A 15,222-nucleotide genomic window follows, 5' to 3' on the forward strand; every position below is an offset into this window, starting at 1 on the left:
GGGAGCTTCAGGTCAATTGATGCCTTCTGCGAGGACGGGTGAACAAACAGATTTCGCTTGCCGGCGGTGTCCGCTCAATAGGCGTATTCACGGAAAACCTGGGTGATATCGCCGTTCCAGGAGCCTTCGTAGCGCTGCAGGAGAATATCAGCCGGGCACATGCCGGCTGCCAGTCCTTCTTCCAGGGGTGCCAGGTGAACCCGTTCGTCGAGATCGCCGTCGCTCAGCCGGTTGCGCCTCTTGAGGCCTTCCAACGAGAGCGCGAGGACGTCCTTGGCAACATTCAGAACCGTGCCATTGCGGAATGGCGTTTGAAGTGCCGTCTTCGGGACACCGGCGCGCAAGGCGGCACGCTCTTCCTGCGTCCAGTCACGAACCAGTTCCCAGGCCTGATCGAGCACACCCTCGTCATAGAGCAGTCCGACCCACAGCGCCGGAAGCGCGCAGATCCGGCGCCATGGTCCACCGTCTGCACCACGCATTTCGATGTATTTCTTCAGCCGGACATCCGGGAACAGCGTCGACAGGTGGTTGTTCCAATCGCCGAGGCTCGGCGTGGCATCGGGAACCCTGCCCTCAAGCGCTCCGTTCATGAACTGGCGGAAGGTGGTGTCGGTCACGTCGTAATAGGTCGTGCCGCGTTTGACGAAATACATTGGAATATCGAGCGCCCATTCGACATAGCGTTCAAACCCGAAACCGTCTTCGAACGCAAAGGGCATGTCGCCGGTCCGGTCCCGGTCGGTATCGGTCCAGATCTGTGCGCGGAAGGACTTGAAACCGTTCGGCCGGCCATCGGTGAACGGTGAATTGGCAAACATCGCCGTGGCAATCGGCTGCAAAGCAAGACCTATCCGCATCTTGCGCACCATGTCCGCTTCGGTCGAGAAGTCGAGATTCACCTGGATGGTCGATGTCCGGTACATCATGTCGAGGCCGAGCGAGCCGACCTTGGGCATGTAATTGGTCATGATGTCGTAGCGCGACTTGGGCATGCGCGGAACGTCCTGGCGCGTCCAGGTCGGTGTCATGCCGATCCCCAGAAAGCCGACCCCCATTGGCTCCGCGATCTGCCGGACATGCGCGAGATGCTGGTTGGCCTCGCGGCAGGTTTGGTGGAGGTTCTCAAGAGGTGCCCCGGAGAGCTCGAACTGGCCACCCGGTTCGATGGAAATCGCACCCCCGCCCTCGTTGTCCGCAAGACCGATGATCTTGCCGGCATCCTCGATCCGCTCCCAGCCGAGCAGTTTTTCCATGCCTTCCAGCACGGCCTCGACACCATTTGCCCCCTCATAGGGGATGGGCGTCAGCTGCTCCAGACAGAAGCCGAATTTCTCGTGCTCGGTGCCGATCCGGAAACTTTCCTCCGGTTTACTTCCCGCCTCGAGGGTGGCCGCCAGATCGGCAACAGTTTCAATCGGCGTGGTATCGACCGTATCGCGGGCCATGAGGCAGTCCTAAATCTCTGAGCGGCTCCCGGGAAGAATTCGAAGTCGACCTGGATACCGCATTGATCCGGCGCGTTTTTCGCTAAACGCTCTCGAGCTTGGGTGATTTAGGAGGCTTGAAAGAAGAATGCAAGCAATGAAACCTGATCCGGGTTTCATCACGCGATTCTGAACACGGTCAGCGGTTCGTCCCTGCCGCGCAGCTTGACCTTCCCAAGACTGAGACCGGCAAAGCCTTCCGGTATCTGGGCGACCGTTTCTCCGCTTGCCAGCGCGATAACCCGGGCATGCGGATCAACGTCCTTGCCATACTCCTGCAGCCGGGCCGCAACATTCACCGCATCGCCGACGACCGTGTAGTTCATACGCGCCGTTGTTCCGATGTCGCCCACCACCACCTTCCCGGTATGGACGCCGATCCTGACCCGAATGTCGCCGCCTTCGGCCGCATTGATCCGTTCGGCAAGTACGGCGACGGCGCGGATAGCCATCGCGGCGTGATCCGGCTGATCGGACGGAGCGCCCCAGAACGCCATGACACCGTCGCCGAGGAACTTGTCGATGGTTCCATCGCTCTCGGCTATCGCACGGGAAACGGTCTCGAAATAGGTGTTGAGATAGGTCGCCGTCTCCTCGGGAGTCAGGTGAGATGCCTTCCCGGTAAATCCGGCAAGGTCAGCGAACACGATGGTCATTTCGCGCAGCTCGATGTTGCGCGAGCTTGTCATGCCTTCCTCGATCAGGCGCGAAACCAGCTGCCGCGGCACATATTTCGCAAATGCATTCAACGCGCCAATGGAACCGTTGAAGGCCTGGTTGACGTCATCCAGTTCGGCAAGACGGGAGCGTGGCAGACGCTGAGCCTGATCGAAGTTGAGTTGCCGAAGCTCGGCGGCCGACATTGCCAGACGTGTCAGCGGCCGCCCGAGCATGCGCCCGACCAGGAAGGACAGGATCGCGCCGACAATCAGGACGCCAAGCGCCACATAGAGAACGACCCAGGTCTGGTCGAGTACCGCACCGAACTCACTGGCTCGGTAAAGCGTGCCGACGATCCATCCGCTGGCCGGTCCGCTCGTGATCTCACTGTAGATCGCAGTGTACATGCGCCCGTCAGCCGGAAACAGCCTGCCCTCAATTCCCTCGCCGAGCGCTCGCCCTCCCGGCTGATCCTGCCAGATGAGCCGCAGCGGCGTGCCGGTCAGGCTCGTCAGTTCCGGGAGCACCGCGCCAGGTGCGGCCGAAAACCTCTCCTCCGGGACACCGTCAACGGCAACTGCCTTGTCCGGGCCGGCCAGAAAGAAATTCCGTTGCCGCTCATCCCAGGACATGTCGCGCGCAAGCCGGGCGAAAACGGTTTGCGGGAAGTAGCCGAGAAGGATCTGACCGTTTCCAAGGTCGATTTCCAGCTCGCGGACCGCGGTCGCGAAACCTTGCCTGTATTTGAACCCGGACCAACTGGCCTCAGGCAGTTGGTCGGCGGGCGCCTGGTCGAGAACAGCGCGCCCGAGATCAAGCTTAACCCCGGCCGGAAGCAGTTCCAGATACGGCTTCAGATCGGACGCGGTCATTGGCTGATCCGACTGCGAGGCATGGCTTGCAATCGACTGGAACAGGTGTTCCTGACGGCTGAAGAAATTGTGCAGGACTTCCTCGTGACCTTTGAGTACGGCGCGCGCCTGATCGTTCAAGAGCCGTACTGCGATGTTGCGGTCGGAGGCCGCAAGGAAGGCGATGATGGTTCCGCATAGAACCACGAGGGAGACGGAGAAGACCAGACCGAGGGCAATGCCGACGGGAAGACGAAACGGCTTTGCCGCTCCAGATGGCCCGGCCGGCGCGGCTATGTCCCCTCCCAGATGTTCAGTCAGCCCGCCAGCGCCGTTCTCGGCTTTGTTGTCCGGCGGGCGGATCTCCGGCCCCATTGTCTATCTCCAGTCGCCCACCGTCGCCTGAATGATGGTCAGAGCGGCGACGGCTGCCGTGTCCGCGCGCAGAATGCGCGGGCCGAGCGGGATTGCGGTCACGAAGTCGAGAGCCCGAAGCTGCGCCCGCTCGTCCTCGGAAAACCCGCCTTCGGGCCCGACTATAACAGCAAGTGGCTGCGGACCCGCCTCTTTCATCTGTGCCAGCGTCAACAGTGGATTGTGTGTGCCTTCCGCTTCGTCGCAGAACAGAAGACGCCGGTCCGGATGCATGTGCGGCCATTCGGCCAGCACCTCCTTGAGCGACTGGGGTCCGACAACTTCGGGGATCGACAGCACACCGCACTGCTCTGCCGCCTCGATGACATTCGCTTCCATGCGCTCAAGGTTTATCCGGCTCGACTGCGTGTGCTGCGTCATGACCGGCTGAAGGCTGCCGACCCCCATCTCAACCGCCTTTTGAACCATGTAGTCCAGACGCGCATGCTTGAGCGGAGCGAAGAGGTAGATCAGGTCATTGTGAGCGGTCTGTTCGCGTGTGCACTCCATGACCTGAAAGGCGCACTCGCGCCGGCCGCTGCTCGCGATCTTCGCAAGCCACTCACCGTGATTGCCGTTGAAGACGAGGATGTAGTCACCATCCTTCATCCGAAGCACGTTGAGCAGATAGTTCGCCTGACCCCTGTCCGCTTCGATCCGCGCCCCTTCGGCAAGGACATGCCGCAAGAAAAGCCGCTGCATCTTGTATTCATATTTTCCCATCGTTTTTAGTAGGCCCTCGAATGTGAATGTTTCAAGGCGTAAGATCGGACCCGGATCGAACTGCACATATTTCGATTGGAAGGAACCAAGAGCGAGGATACGATTTTCAGAGCACCTTGCGGCGCTCAGGGCCGGCTGTTGCGCCGTCCCCTCCCCCGGCCCTGACGGACCCTGGCCTTCACTCTCGCGATACGGTTCGATTGCATGGACTTGAAAGTGACCAACTGGTGCCTTGCAGGCCTTCTTCCGATCAAGCAGTCGCGGATCATTCCGGAAATTGTCGCGGGACTGACGCTCGCGACAATCGCGATCCCGGAGGTCATGGGATACACGAAAATCTCCGGGACCCCGGTGATCACCGGTCTTTACACGCTGCTCGTGCCGATGGCGCTGTTCGCGCTGTTGGGGTCATCGCGCCACCTCGTCGTCGGCGCCGATTCGGCAACGGCCGCAATCCTCGCGACCGCCATTGCAGGTATGGCAGCGACGGGAAGCGCGGACTATGTCGCGCTCGCGGGGATGCTGGCACTCATGGTGGGCGCTCTCCTGATCTTTGCGAGTGTCGCGCGGCTCGGCTTCATGGCGGATTTCCTGTCGCGTACGGTTCTCACCGGTTTCCTGACCGGTGTGGGAATACAGGTTGCCGCGCACTCCATTCTCGGCATGGGCGAGGTGACACTGACGGAGGCGGACGCTCTGGCCCTCTGGCGGAACCCGTCTTCCGCGCTTGCGCATATCAACCTCTATGCCGTTGCCGTTTCGCTTGGCGTCCTTGCCATCATTTTCGGCTGCAAACTGTTCGTCAAATCCGTTCCTGGGGCCATCGTGGCACTGGCGCTTGCAACATTCGTCTGCTGGCAGTTCGAACTGACATCGCATCTTGCAGTGGTCGGACGCGTTCCCGCCGGACTGCCGGAATTTTCGCTCCCCAATGTCAACTGGTCGCCCGGTCTTATTCTGCAGCTCGGTCCGACCGCGCTCGCGATGCTCGTTGTTATTCTGGCTCAGAGCGCGGCAACTGCGCGAGCCTACGCGACCAGATATGACGAGCCACTTGAAGAGAGCACGGACCTTCGGGCGCTCGGTCTTGCAAACCTGGGCGCGGGATTGACCGGAACCTTTGTTGTGAACGGGAGCCCGACCAAGAGCAAGATGGTGGAAAGCGCCGGGGGCAGATCCCAGCTCTCCATGCTCGTCACGGTCCTCGTTGTCCTGCTCGTGCTTTTGTTCTTTACCGGTCTGCTCGCCTATCTGCCGGAAGCCGCCCTCTCCGCCATTGTCTTCAAGATCGGTCTGGATCTCATCGATCTCGGCGGGATGAAAAAAATCTACAAGGAGAGGCAACCGGAATTCTGGGTGAGCATGGCGACGATTCTTGTCGTCGTTGTTGCTGGCGTCGGTCCTGGCATCGTGCTCGCCATCGTCCTGTCTCTCATCCTGCATACACGGCACGGCTATCATCCGGTCAATGTCCTTTTGACGCGCGAGCCCCCGGACAACTGGAGTGCACGCCCGTTGGCAACCGGAGCGCTTGCTGCGCCGGACCTGATGATCTATCGCTTCACCCACGGCATGTACTATGCCAATGCGGACCTCATGGCGCGGGAAGTCAGAGGGCTGACAAGGGCCGGCATGCCAGACCTCAGGTATTTTTGCATCGACATATCCTGCGTGGACGACATCGATTTCACGGCGCTGGAAACACTCAAGATCCTGAAGTCGGAGCTGGATGCGAGACACATCGGGCTCCTTTTCGTGCATGTGCTGGATGATCCGGCAGCGCAAAGCCGTCGTCAGCTGATCACGGCATTCGGAGCGGCACAGGTGTTCGGCACCATCGACGCGCTCCTGACGCATGTCGCTGCATCCCCAGAAGCGTTGCCAGGCGAGCGACCTGCAACTTGACCCTCATCGCGCAAACGGCCACTTTCAGACTGAAAGAGAGGAATCACCCGCGTGAGCGAATCCCCGTCCAACGTTGCCGAGTTTTCCGTTTCCGAGATCTCGTTTTCCATCAAGCGAACGATGGAGGACACGTTCGGCTATGTCCGTGTTCGCGGCGAGCTCGGGCGGATCTCCAGACCGGGCTCGGGACACATCTACCTGGACCTCAAGGACGACCGGGCGGTCCTGTCCGGCGTCATCTGGCGCGGCGTTGCCTCAAAGCTGAAGATCCAGCCCGAACAGGGCCTTGAGGTGATCGCCACGGGCAAGATCACGACCTTCCCAGGCCAGTCCAAATACCAGATGGTCATCGATGCGCTCGAGCCGGCAGGTGCCGGTGCACTGATGGCTCTTCTGGAAGAGCGGAAGAAGAAACTCTCGGCGGAGGGCCTGTTCGCGGAGGAGCGCAAGCAACCGCTGCCGCCGATGCCGCGCGTGATCGGTGTGGTGACTTCGCCGACAGGTGCGGTGATACGGGACATCCTGCACCGCATATCCGACCGCTTTCCGCTGCACGTGCTGGTCTGGCCTGTGCGGGTTCAAGGAGAAACATCCGGTGCGGAAGTCGCAAACGGCATTCGCGGCTTCAACGCGCTCGAGGACGAAGGTGACATTCCCCGTCCTGACGTTCTGATCGTCGCGCGCGGGGGCGGCAGCATCGAGGATCTTTGGGGTTTCAACGAGGAAACCGTCGTCCGGGCCGCGGCCGATAGCCGGATCCCGCTGATATCCGCCGTTGGCCACGAAACCGACTGGACGCTCATCGATCTCGCCGCCGACGTCAGGGCGCCAACTCCGACCGGTGCCGCAGAGATCGCCGTCCCGGTGAAAGCCGAGCTGATGGCGATGGTGGACGACCGGTCCAGGCGTCTCAATTCCGGGCTCGTTCGTTTCGTCACGGGACGGCGGACCGAACTCAGGGCCGCAAGCGCGGCCCTGCCCGCCCCGCAGGACCTGCTTGCCCTGCCGCGGCAGAAATTCGATTCCCTGGCAAATGGTCTGGAACGCGCCCTTATCGTCAGCACCCGGAACCACCGTTCCGGGTTCGAAGGACTTGCAAGCCGGCTGTCGCCGCTTTTGCTGTCGCGGCTGAGCAGCAAGGCCCGGCAGGATCTTGAACAGGCGAGTGGACGCCAGCAACGTGCGCTGTCCGTAGCCGTGTCGCAGAAGAGACAGGCCTTCGAGGCGCAGGCCATGCGTCTGACCCCGGCCCGGCTGTCGCAGCAGACGACCCTCGGCAAGGAACGCATGGCCGGTCTCTCCGAGAGGCTCGACCGCGCTTACCTTGCCCGCGTCACCCAGGAGAAGTCCAAGCTCGACGGACTTCAGAAACTTCTCAAGTCGCTGTCATACAAGGACGTTCTTGCGCGCGGTTACGCAGTCGTGCGGGATGAGAGCGGGCAGCCCGTCCGCTCTCCGGCAGCCATCACACCCGGCTCACTGCTTTCCATTGAACTGGCCGAAGGAAACCTTTCTGCCATTGCAGAGGGGGACGACGCGACATCCGCGCCACGCAAAGCCAAGGTCAAAACAAATAAAACCGCACCTGCGAAAACCAAGCCACAAGACCAGGGCGACCTCTTCTGATACGTCGAGCAATCAAACAAGAAAGTTTACAAATACTGGCAAGACAAAATTAAACACGGCGCCTTTATTCATTTGGCTTAGCGTTCGTTTAACCAATTCCTTTACCGCTATCTTAAGTTGTCCTGCGTATCGTACCCGCAATCTTGCCATAGGCTTTTGTACGGGGCAGTCAAATGCAGCGCAAACAATTCGGAAAACGCGGAGCTCATCAATCCGTTCCTCAATTCGGTGACCGCCAGACCGGCTACGCGGGGACAGCGATGCCTGCCTATGCCGGCGCGGGCGGAGGTGCGGTCTATGCCGATGACGACGACAGTTTTTCCATCGGCAAGGCGCTTTCCGGTTTTCTCTCAATATTCTTCAGCTTCCATGGGCGCATGGGCCGGATGGAATACTGGACCATCGGCACCGCGCGCTGGGTCATGGATATCATTCTGCTGGTGACACTGGTCATGTCCCAGTATTCCGAACTCCAACGCGTTACAGCGCTTGAAGGCACCGTCTCGGAGAACGAATATTCGATGATGGTGCTGGGAGCACTGTTCGGTTCGACAACCGGGCTGGTCTGCATGTTCTTGATGCTGGTGTCGGCGGTGTCCTACTGGTCGATACAGGTTCGGCGCAATCACGACCGGGACGCATCCGGCCTGTTGCTGCTGATCATATTCGTTCCAATCGTCGGCTTCTTCTACGGTATCTGGATTTTCATCGCCAACGGCTTCTTCCCTGGAACGCCGGGCCCCAACAGGTTCGACACCGCCCGCAGCCAGGCGCATGTTTTCGACTGAGGCTGGTCGGGTTCCGCCGGTATGTCCGGCTCCGGGAAACAAGAATGCCGCTGGAAGAGAACATCTCCAGCGGCATTTTTTTCCAAGCGTTCGACACGGGCAAATCAGGCCCGCATCCCGGCATTCCCCAGTTCAGCCCATCAGCGAGGGCAGGATCGTGATGATCGACGGGAAGGCCAACAGACCGGCAATCGTCAGAACGTCCGCGACAAAGAACGGAACGCAGCCGCGGAACACTTCCTGGACCGGTATATCCGGACGCACGCCCGAGACAACGAAACAGTTCAGTCCTATGGGCGGTGTAATCAGACAGAGCTCCGCCATCTTGACCACAAGGATCCCGAACCAGATCGCGCAGGCCTCACCCGACATGCCGAACGCGCTGTCCGCTGCCGAAACGCTCTCGCCGCCATTCAGTGCGATCACGGCCGGATAAACAACCGGAAGGGTCAGGATCAGCATGCCGATCGCATCCATAAACATGCCGAGGACGGCATAGGCGAGCAGAATGCAGATCATCACGATCCAGGGTGAGTATTCCAGTCCGACGATGAAGTCGCGGAAGGCATCTGGCAGTCCCGCAAAGCCCAGGAACCGCACGTAGACGAGCACACCCCAGATCAGTGTGAAGATCATCACGGTGAGCTTGGCGGTCTCGTGGAGTGCCTGCCCGAGCTGCTTTGCCTTCATGCCCTTTGCAAACGCAACCACGAGAACCACGAACGCGCCGAGTGAGCCGGCTTCCGTGGGTGTTGCCAGACCGAAGAAGAAGGAGCAGAAGATGATCGCCACCACGGCAATGATCGGCAATGTCCCGGGAACGCTTTCGAGCCGCTCGGCCCAGGTGAACCCCTTGACCGCCGGTGCATCACCCCGCCAGGCCGACACCGCCACGATGATCGCAACGTAGATCAGGGCGGAAAAAACACCCGGCAGGAAACCGGCGATCAGCAGCTTGCCGACGGACTGTTCGACCAGGATCGCGTAAATCACCAGGATGGCCGATGGCGGGATGAGCGAAGCAAGCGTACCGCCTGCGGCAACGACCGCCGCCGACAGGCGCTTGGAATAACCGGCGGCGAGCATCTCGGGAATGGCAACGCGTGCGAACACGGCAGCCGTTGCAACCGACGCGCCGGAAACCGCCGCAAACCCGGCGGTTGAAAAGACGGTTCCGACCGCCATGCCACCCGGCAACCAGCCGAGCCACCGCTTCGCGGCTTCAAAGAGCTGCTTGGTGAAGCCGGCATAAAACGCCAGGAAGCCGATCAGGATGAAGGTCGGCAGAACCGACAGTGCATAGGTAACGGATTTTGAATGCGGGATCGTTCCCGCCATCTTGAGCGCTACGAAAAAGCCGCGTTCGAACCCCATTTTCATGGAGAAGTGAATGATCAGGCCGACCAGGCCGGTAAAGGCGGCGGCGAATGCAACGCGTACCCCGAATATGACCAAGACCAGCAAAACGCCCGTCATGAGAAGGCCGACTTCAAACGGTGTCATTTGGAGCCCTCCTCGGGTGTTTCTTCGCCGAAGGCTTCTTCGATCTCATGCTGGGCAACATCCTCCACCTTCTCGATGACCGGAATCGCAACAGGTTCACGCGAGGGATCGACAACAAGCCGCGCATACCCGTAGATCTGAAGGAGCAGCCGCAGGAGCAGGACACTGAGCGCAACCGGAACAACCAGTTTCGACGGCCAGGTCGGCAGGCGGATATCCATCGTGCTGTCACCGATGTTCCACGACCGGTCGAAGTGGAACCAGGCTCCCCAGATAAGAAGCGCAACGGTGAATGCGATCAGGATCACGCCGAGCATTTCGAAGATGTAGAGCGTGCGCCCGCGCAGCCGACCGAGAACGATTTCCATCCGGATGTGTCCGCCGACGCGCTGGCAGTAGGCAACGCCCGCAAATGCGAAAATGGCCATCGCCTGTTCGGTGATGTCGATGAAGCCGGGGATCGGCGTATTGAACAAGAGGCGTCCAAACACCTGCGCCACGGCAAGAAAGATCAGTGCGATGATCGAGAAAGCGGCAATCAGGTTGAAGCCGTTCTCCACGTGGGCAAGCAACCCGCTGAAGCGGATGTAAGTCGTCGGTCGCTCCTCACCGGAACGTCCCGCAGGATCAATTGTCATCATGAATTCATAGCCCCGGGGCAAGGCTTTCCGGCGTTGTCAGAACGCCGGAAAGCGATTGGCGCAAACCAGGTCGGCCGGTTTATTCGCCGATGGTTTTCTTGACCATGTCGAGCAGTTCCTGCGCCGGAAGGCCGGCAGCTGTCTGCTCTTCAATCCAGGCGTCATGGATCGGGCCGGCCTTGGCGGCAAAGGCGCTGAGTTCATCGTCGCTGAACTCGACTTCGACGATACCGCGTTCCTTCAGCTCCGGCCACCACTTGTCGTAAACCTTGGCGTAGGTCGCAAGGTAGTGATCGAGGGCCGGATCAACGGAGGCGTCAAGTGCCGCCTTGAAGTCATCCGGCAGTGCCTCATAGGCCTCGACGTTGACGACGACCGGGCAGTGAACAGTGCCGGGGTTGAGGTTCTTGGTCCACCAGTCGGCGACCTCGACCACCTTGAACGACAGATGGGCGTGCGGTGCGAAACCGGCAGCCTGAACCGTTCCGGAGTCGATCGCCTGATAGGTTTCGGACGCAGTCACCGATGTCGGGACGGCACCGGCAGCTTCCATCAGCTTGCCAAGTCCGCCGAGCGCACGCACGCGCATGCCGTCGAAGTCGGAAACCGAGCCGGGCACATCACCCTTGCCGGCGAAGTTGTACTGCGGCATCGGAGAAGGCATCAGCAGCTTTGCGTTCCAGCGGCCAAGGTCAGCCTGGACAGCGGGATGGTCGTAAAGCGCCTTGGCGACCTTGACCTCTGTTTCCAGGTCGTTGACACCCAGGAACGGCAGTTCCAGAACCGTCAGGGTCGGGTTCTTGTCGGCGTGATAAGACGCGCAGAACTGTGCCATTTCAAATGCACCGAACGAAATCCCGTCGAGATTTTCGCGCGACTTGGACAGGGCGCCGCCATAGTGCAGCTTGATTTCGAACTTGCCGTCCGTTTTGGCTGCGACTTCTTCGGCCAGCTTTTCGATGTGCTCGGTGAAGGCGCGGCGTTTGCCCCAGAGCGACACGTTCCAGGACACGTCGGCAGCGAACGTTTCAGTGGCAAAAATGGCTGTAAGCGCGACCGCGGAAACTGCGGTTGCGGACTTCAAAGAGAAGAGCATGAAATCCTCCCAGAGATTGTGCTCATTATCCTTGGACGCTCAACCCGCGGGCATTTCGACGCGCGGACCGGATCCAAGTCAAACAGCTTAAAGCATGCTCCGTGCCAGTCACGCGCAAATGAGAGAATCGCCGGATTTGCTTGACTTTTTCCCGGCTCCCGCGAACCGGAGCGACGCCCGATCGGCAAAATCTTGCCGATTGCCGCCCGGTTTCGGCAAGTTTTCGCTCAGCCGTCAGGACTGTCGCTCGTGCCAGCCTGGTCTCGCGTCAATCCGTGACGGGCCATTTTCTCGTTGAGTGTGCGGCGGGGGAGATTGAGTTCCCTTAGGACATCTGCAACGCGTCCCTTGTGCCGGCGAAGCGCGCTTTCAATCAGGCTGCGTTCGTAGTCATCCATCAGGGCCTTGAGACCTTCCGTTCCGCTTGGTACGGCAAGCCCCTTCTGCCCGGTGACCAGAATTTCCAGCGGCTGCGGACTGACACCGGCATTCAAAACGAAGCGTTCGGCCGCGTTGCGCAACTCCCGGACATTTCCTGGCCAGGGATAGGTCTGCAGGAAAGCCTCGTCGCGGGCCGAAACATCCGGTGCATTCAGGCCATACTGGGCGGCCAACCGGTTCAGGAACGTGTCGAACAGCAGCAGGCAGTCTCGACCGCGTTCGCGCAACGGCGGCACGTGCAATTCGATCGCGTTCAGCCGGAACAGCAGGTCTTCCCGCAACCGGCCGGTGCTGACAGCCTCGCGGGGATCGAGATTGGAAGCGCTGACGAGACGGATGTCGACGTCGACCGATCTGGCGCCGCCAATCCTGTCGACTTTCCGCTCCTGAAGCACACGCAGCAACTTGGGCTGCAGCGCAAGTGGCATCGACACGATTTCGTCCAGGAAAAGAACACCGTTGTTCGCGGTCTCGATGCGGCCGATATGCTGGCGGTCCGCTCCCGTGAAGGCTCCGGCTTCATGCCCGAAAAGTTCTGCTTCGACCATTGCTTCCGGCAGCGCCGCCGCGTTGATGGCAACAAAGGGGCCGTCCTTGCGGTTACTGAAATCGTGGAGCGCCTGGGCGATCACTTCCTTGCCGGTTCCGGTTTCACCGGTGACCAGGACGGCGGCGTCGGTCTTGGCGAAATGCAGTATCTGCTGGCGCAAAGTGTGCATTGCCGGGCTGTTTCCGATCAGGCGGCTTTCAAGGCCGGCGCCATCTGAAAGCTGTTGTTTGAGCGCCCTGTTCTCCATGACAAGCGCCCGCTTGTCCGCCGCGCGGCGCACGACCTCGGCGATGTGGTCCGGGTCGAAGGGCTTTTCTATGAAGTCATAGGCACCTGCCCGCATGGCTTCCACCGCCATCGGTACATCGCCGTGACCGGTGATGAGAACGACCGGCAGATCCCCGTCGAGTTCGCCGATCCGGCGCAAGAGAGACAGACCGTCCTCTCCTTCCAGCTTGACGTCGGAAACGACACACCCGTCAAACTCCTGTGACAGCCTGGATATGGCCTCGTCGGCCGTCGCCACTTCCACGGTGGCAAATCCGGCAAGTCGGATCCATTGCCGCAAGGCGGCTCTCATGGAGGGATCGTCATCGACTATCAGAACCATGCGGCTGTCCGGTTGTCCCGTCATTCTGCGGCTTCGTTCCCCAGATCAAGTGACAGATCCGTTCGAACCGCATCGCTGTCCACAGCGGGAAGTTTCAGCTCGAACACCGCCCCCTTAGGCGTATTCGCCCTGACGGACAAGCTGCCGCCAAGGTCATCTGCAAGGCGCATGGAGATAGCAAGCCCCAATCCCATGCCGCCTGAACTGGTCTTGGTGGAGAAAAACGGGTCGAAAATGCGTTCCAGCAGGTCGTCGGGGATGCCCGGCCCGTTATCGGAAATCCGGAGGACGATCTCGTCACCCGCAGCCGCGGCTTCCAGTCGGACAGATCCGTCGTCCCCGCCGGCCGCCGCGTCTGCGCCGTTGCGCAGGAGATTGACAAGGATCTGCTCGACCCTGAGCGGTGCCGTTTCGACATCAAGATCCGTTTCGGGCAGGTCAAGTTTCAGAACAACGCCGGTTTCTTCGAACCGCGGACGCGCAATCTTTTCCGCGGCCTTGACGCTTTCCCTCAGATCTATTTTCTCGATGCGGCTTTCTCCGGGGCGGGCGAACCGCTTCAGCTCCTGGGTCAGGCTGGCCATGCGGAGCTGAATGGAATCTATTTCCTCAAGATTTTCAACGGCGGTCGTGGTGTCACCCTTGTCCAGAAACTTGCGCGTTCCGGCGACGAACATCCTGAGTGCGGCAAGCGGCTGGCTCAGTTCGTGAACGACAGCCGCCGACATTTCTCCGACGGCTGCAAGCCGGTTCGAACGGGCCAGGCCTCGTTGCGCTTCCAGCAGTTCGCGCTCGACACGCCGGCGTTCCTGTATCTCGCCAACGAGGCGTGAATTGAGTTCCTTCAGATCAGCAGATTCCTGCCGCAGCTGGACGGATGTCTTGCGCAGACGCCGCCCGCGCAGAACCAGCAGGATGATGGCGTATACCAGACACAACGCGATCGCGACGGTCCATATCGGCAGGACACTCTTGCGGGTCTCTTCCAGCGGAACGAGAAAATGGAGCGTCCATCCGAGCAGGCCGACATCTGCCGCGTTGTGCCGGAACACGTTGCCATCGATGGTGAGCAACTTGCTCCTGCTCACGGGCTGATCACTGACGGGGTCGAGTTCCTGGGTGGCGTATTGGCGGGTCGTGTCGATCGTTTCGCGAACCTCGGAGGGCAGCTCGGCAAGGGTTCTGTAACGCCACTCGGCCCGGCTTGAGAGGAAAATCACGCCGTTTTCGTCCGAAGCAAAGACCGTCTCGCCGCCTTCGGCCCAGGCCGCCTCGAGCGGACGCATGTCAACCTTGACAACGGCGACACCCGTCGGGGTTCCTGACACGGGTGTCGGTCTCGACAGGAAAAGGCCCGGTTCTCCAAGGGTCGCTCCAATCGCGAAGAACTGACCCTCCTCTCCCTCGATCGCCGACTTGAAATAGGGACGGAAGGCATAGTTGCGGCCCACGAGGGAAAGTTCGTCGCGCCAGTTGCTCGCGGCCAGCGTCGTTCCATCGCGGTTCATCACGTAAAGGAGATCGGCTCCGGAATTGTCCGCCATTTCCTGAAGAAACCGGTTCGCCGTTTCTTCGGGTCTGCCGGTGGCCAGCGCCGAGGTCGCCCTTGGGTCGCGGGCGATCATGTAGGGCAGATAGCGGTATTTTTGATACTCTCCGAGAATCGTCTGGCGATACAGCGTCAGCCGTTCGGCGGCCTTGCGGTCGACGCCGTCCTCGTCCAGATCCATGAAGAGCTGGACGAGCACAAAGGCTGCTGCCAGAAACACAAGTGGCGGCAATGCCAGAAGGAGCCAGCGTTTCGTCATTGTCACGTTATCGCGTATTTTTCGATTTCTTGCCAGCAATCCCGCATCGGTTGTTCCTTTGCAAAAGAAAATGATTGATACGGGTCAAGGACGTGGTTCAAGTGGGCACCATAAACTTG

The 15,222-nt window shown here is 60.3% G+C and carries 11 protein-coding genes; 3 read left to right on the forward strand and 8 right to left on the reverse strand.

All coding sequences use genetic code 11. The features are described from left to right. Window positions 1-74 precede the first annotated feature (74 nt). The 3 genes from RDA78_RS00315 to RDA78_RS00325 all read right to left on the reverse strand — a co-directional run bounded on the left by RDA78_RS00315 (window position 75) and on the right by RDA78_RS00325 (window position 4,135). Window positions 75-1,448, reverse strand: a complete 1,374-nt coding sequence (locus RDA78_RS00315; RefSeq protein ID WP_434053386.1) for a glutamate--cysteine ligase — start codon at window positions 1,446-1,448, stop codon at window positions 75-77. Window positions 1,449-1,606: 158 nt separating this feature from the next. Then, a complete protein-coding gene (locus RDA78_RS00320) occupies window positions 1,607-3,373 on the reverse strand; it encodes an adenylate/guanylate cyclase domain-containing protein (RefSeq protein ID WP_434053387.1) in 1,767 nt (588 codons plus the stop codon). Window positions 3,374-3,376: 3 nt separating this feature from the next. Next, on the reverse strand, window positions 3,377-4,135 hold the full coding sequence (locus RDA78_RS00325; RefSeq protein WP_434053388.1) for a 16S rRNA (uracil(1498)-N(3))-methyltransferase: 759 nt from the start codon (window positions 4,133-4,135) through the stop codon (window positions 3,377-3,379). A gap of 204 nt (window positions 4,136-4,339) precedes the next feature. On the opposite strand from RDA78_RS00325, the gene RDA78_RS00330 reads away from it, so the two are divergent. The 3 genes from RDA78_RS00330 (at window position 4,340) to RDA78_RS00340 (ending at window position 8,454) form a co-directional block, all read left to right on the forward strand. After that, window positions 4,340-6,040, forward strand: a complete 1,701-nt coding sequence (locus tag RDA78_RS00330) for a SulP family inorganic anion transporter (RefSeq protein ID WP_434053389.1) — start codon at window positions 4,340-4,342, stop codon at window positions 6,038-6,040. A gap of 51 nt (window positions 6,041-6,091) precedes the next feature. Continuing rightward, complete coding sequence (gene xseA, locus RDA78_RS00335; RefSeq protein ID WP_434053390.1) at window positions 6,092-7,666, forward strand: exodeoxyribonuclease VII large subunit; 1,575 nt, start codon at window positions 6,092-6,094, stop codon at window positions 7,664-7,666. Between the two features lie 173 nt (window positions 7,667-7,839). Then, window positions 7,840-8,454 (forward strand): DUF805 domain-containing protein, encoded by a 615-nt coding sequence (locus RDA78_RS00340; RefSeq protein WP_434053391.1) that lies wholly within the window; start codon window positions 7,840-7,842, stop codon window positions 8,452-8,454. A gap of 132 nt (window positions 8,455-8,586) precedes the next feature. Here RDA78_RS00340 and RDA78_RS00345 read toward each other — a convergent pair whose 3' ends face one another. From RDA78_RS00345 to RDA78_RS00365, 5 genes are all read right to left on the reverse strand, one after another. Next, entirely contained in the window at window positions 8,587-9,957 is a 1,371-nt protein-coding gene (locus RDA78_RS00345) for a TRAP transporter large permease (protein WP_434053392.1), read from the reverse strand. Continuing rightward, window positions 9,954-10,595, reverse strand: coding sequence for a TRAP transporter small permease subunit (locus RDA78_RS00350; RefSeq protein WP_434053393.1), 642 nt, complete (start codon window positions 10,593-10,595; stop codon window positions 9,954-9,956). Before RDA78_RS00350 ends, RDA78_RS00345 begins: the two co-directional genes overlap by 4 nt. 82 nt (window positions 10,596-10,677) lie before the next feature. Next, the gene (locus RDA78_RS00355) at window positions 10,678-11,694 is read right to left on the reverse strand and encodes a C4-dicarboxylate TRAP transporter substrate-binding protein (protein WP_434053394.1); all 1,017 of its coding nucleotides are present in this window, start codon (window positions 11,692-11,694) and stop codon (window positions 10,678-10,680) included. Window positions 11,695-11,921: 227 nt separating this feature from the next. Then, window positions 11,922-13,319 carry a sigma-54-dependent transcriptional regulator gene (locus RDA78_RS00360; protein WP_434053395.1) on the reverse strand — a complete coding sequence of 466 codons (1,398 nt, stop codon included), beginning with the start codon at window positions 13,317-13,319 and terminating at the stop codon, window positions 11,922-11,924. Then, window positions 13,316-15,103 carry a sensor histidine kinase gene (locus tag RDA78_RS00365; RefSeq protein WP_434053396.1) on the reverse strand — a complete coding sequence of 596 codons (1,788 nt, stop codon included), beginning with the start codon at window positions 15,101-15,103 and terminating at the stop codon, window positions 13,316-13,318. Before RDA78_RS00365 ends, RDA78_RS00360 begins: the two co-directional genes overlap by 4 nt. Window positions 15,104-15,222 lie beyond the last annotated feature (119 nt).

It is taken from the genome of Roseibium sp. (assembly GCF_051016195.1).
GTDB lineage: Bacteria > Pseudomonadota > Alphaproteobacteria > Rhizobiales > Stappiaceae > Roseibium.

Excerpts from the sequence above, each read along its gene's own strand:
- RDA78_RS00320 (WP_434053387.1), bottom strand. The coding sequence starts at position 3,373 with ATGGGGCCGGAGATCCGCCCGCCGGACAACAAAGCCGAGAACGGCGCT.
- RDA78_RS00365 (WP_434053396.1), bottom strand. The coding sequence starts at position 15,103 with ATGACGAAACGCTGGCTCCTTCTGGCATTGCCGCCACTTGTGTTTCTG.
- RDA78_RS00345 (WP_434053392.1), bottom strand. The coding sequence starts at position 9,957 with ATGACACCGTTTGAAGTCGGCCTTCTCATGACGGGCGTTTTGCTGGTC.
- RDA78_RS00360 (WP_434053395.1), bottom strand. The coding sequence starts at position 13,319 with ATGACGGGACAACCGGACAGCCGCATGGTTCTGATAGTCGATGACGAT.
- RDA78_RS00355 (WP_434053394.1), bottom strand. The coding sequence starts at position 11,694 with ATGCTCTTCTCTTTGAAGTCCGCAACCGCAGTTTCCGCGGTCGCGCTT.
- RDA78_RS00315 (WP_434053386.1), bottom strand. The coding sequence starts at position 1,448 with ATGGCCCGCGATACGGTCGATACCACGCCGATTGAAACTGTTGCCGAT.
- RDA78_RS00340 (WP_434053391.1), top strand. The coding sequence starts at position 7,840 with ATGCAGCGCAAACAATTCGGAAAACGCGGAGCTCATCAATCCGTTCCT.
- RDA78_RS00325 (WP_434053388.1), bottom strand. The coding sequence starts at position 4,135 with ATGGGAAAATATGAATACAAGATGCAGCGGCTTTTCTTGCGGCATGTC.
- RDA78_RS00330 (WP_434053389.1), top strand. The coding sequence starts at position 4,340 with ATGGACTTGAAAGTGACCAACTGGTGCCTTGCAGGCCTTCTTCCGATC.
- RDA78_RS00350 (WP_434053393.1), bottom strand. The coding sequence starts at position 10,595 with ATGACAATTGATCCTGCGGGACGTTCCGGTGAGGAGCGACCGACGACT.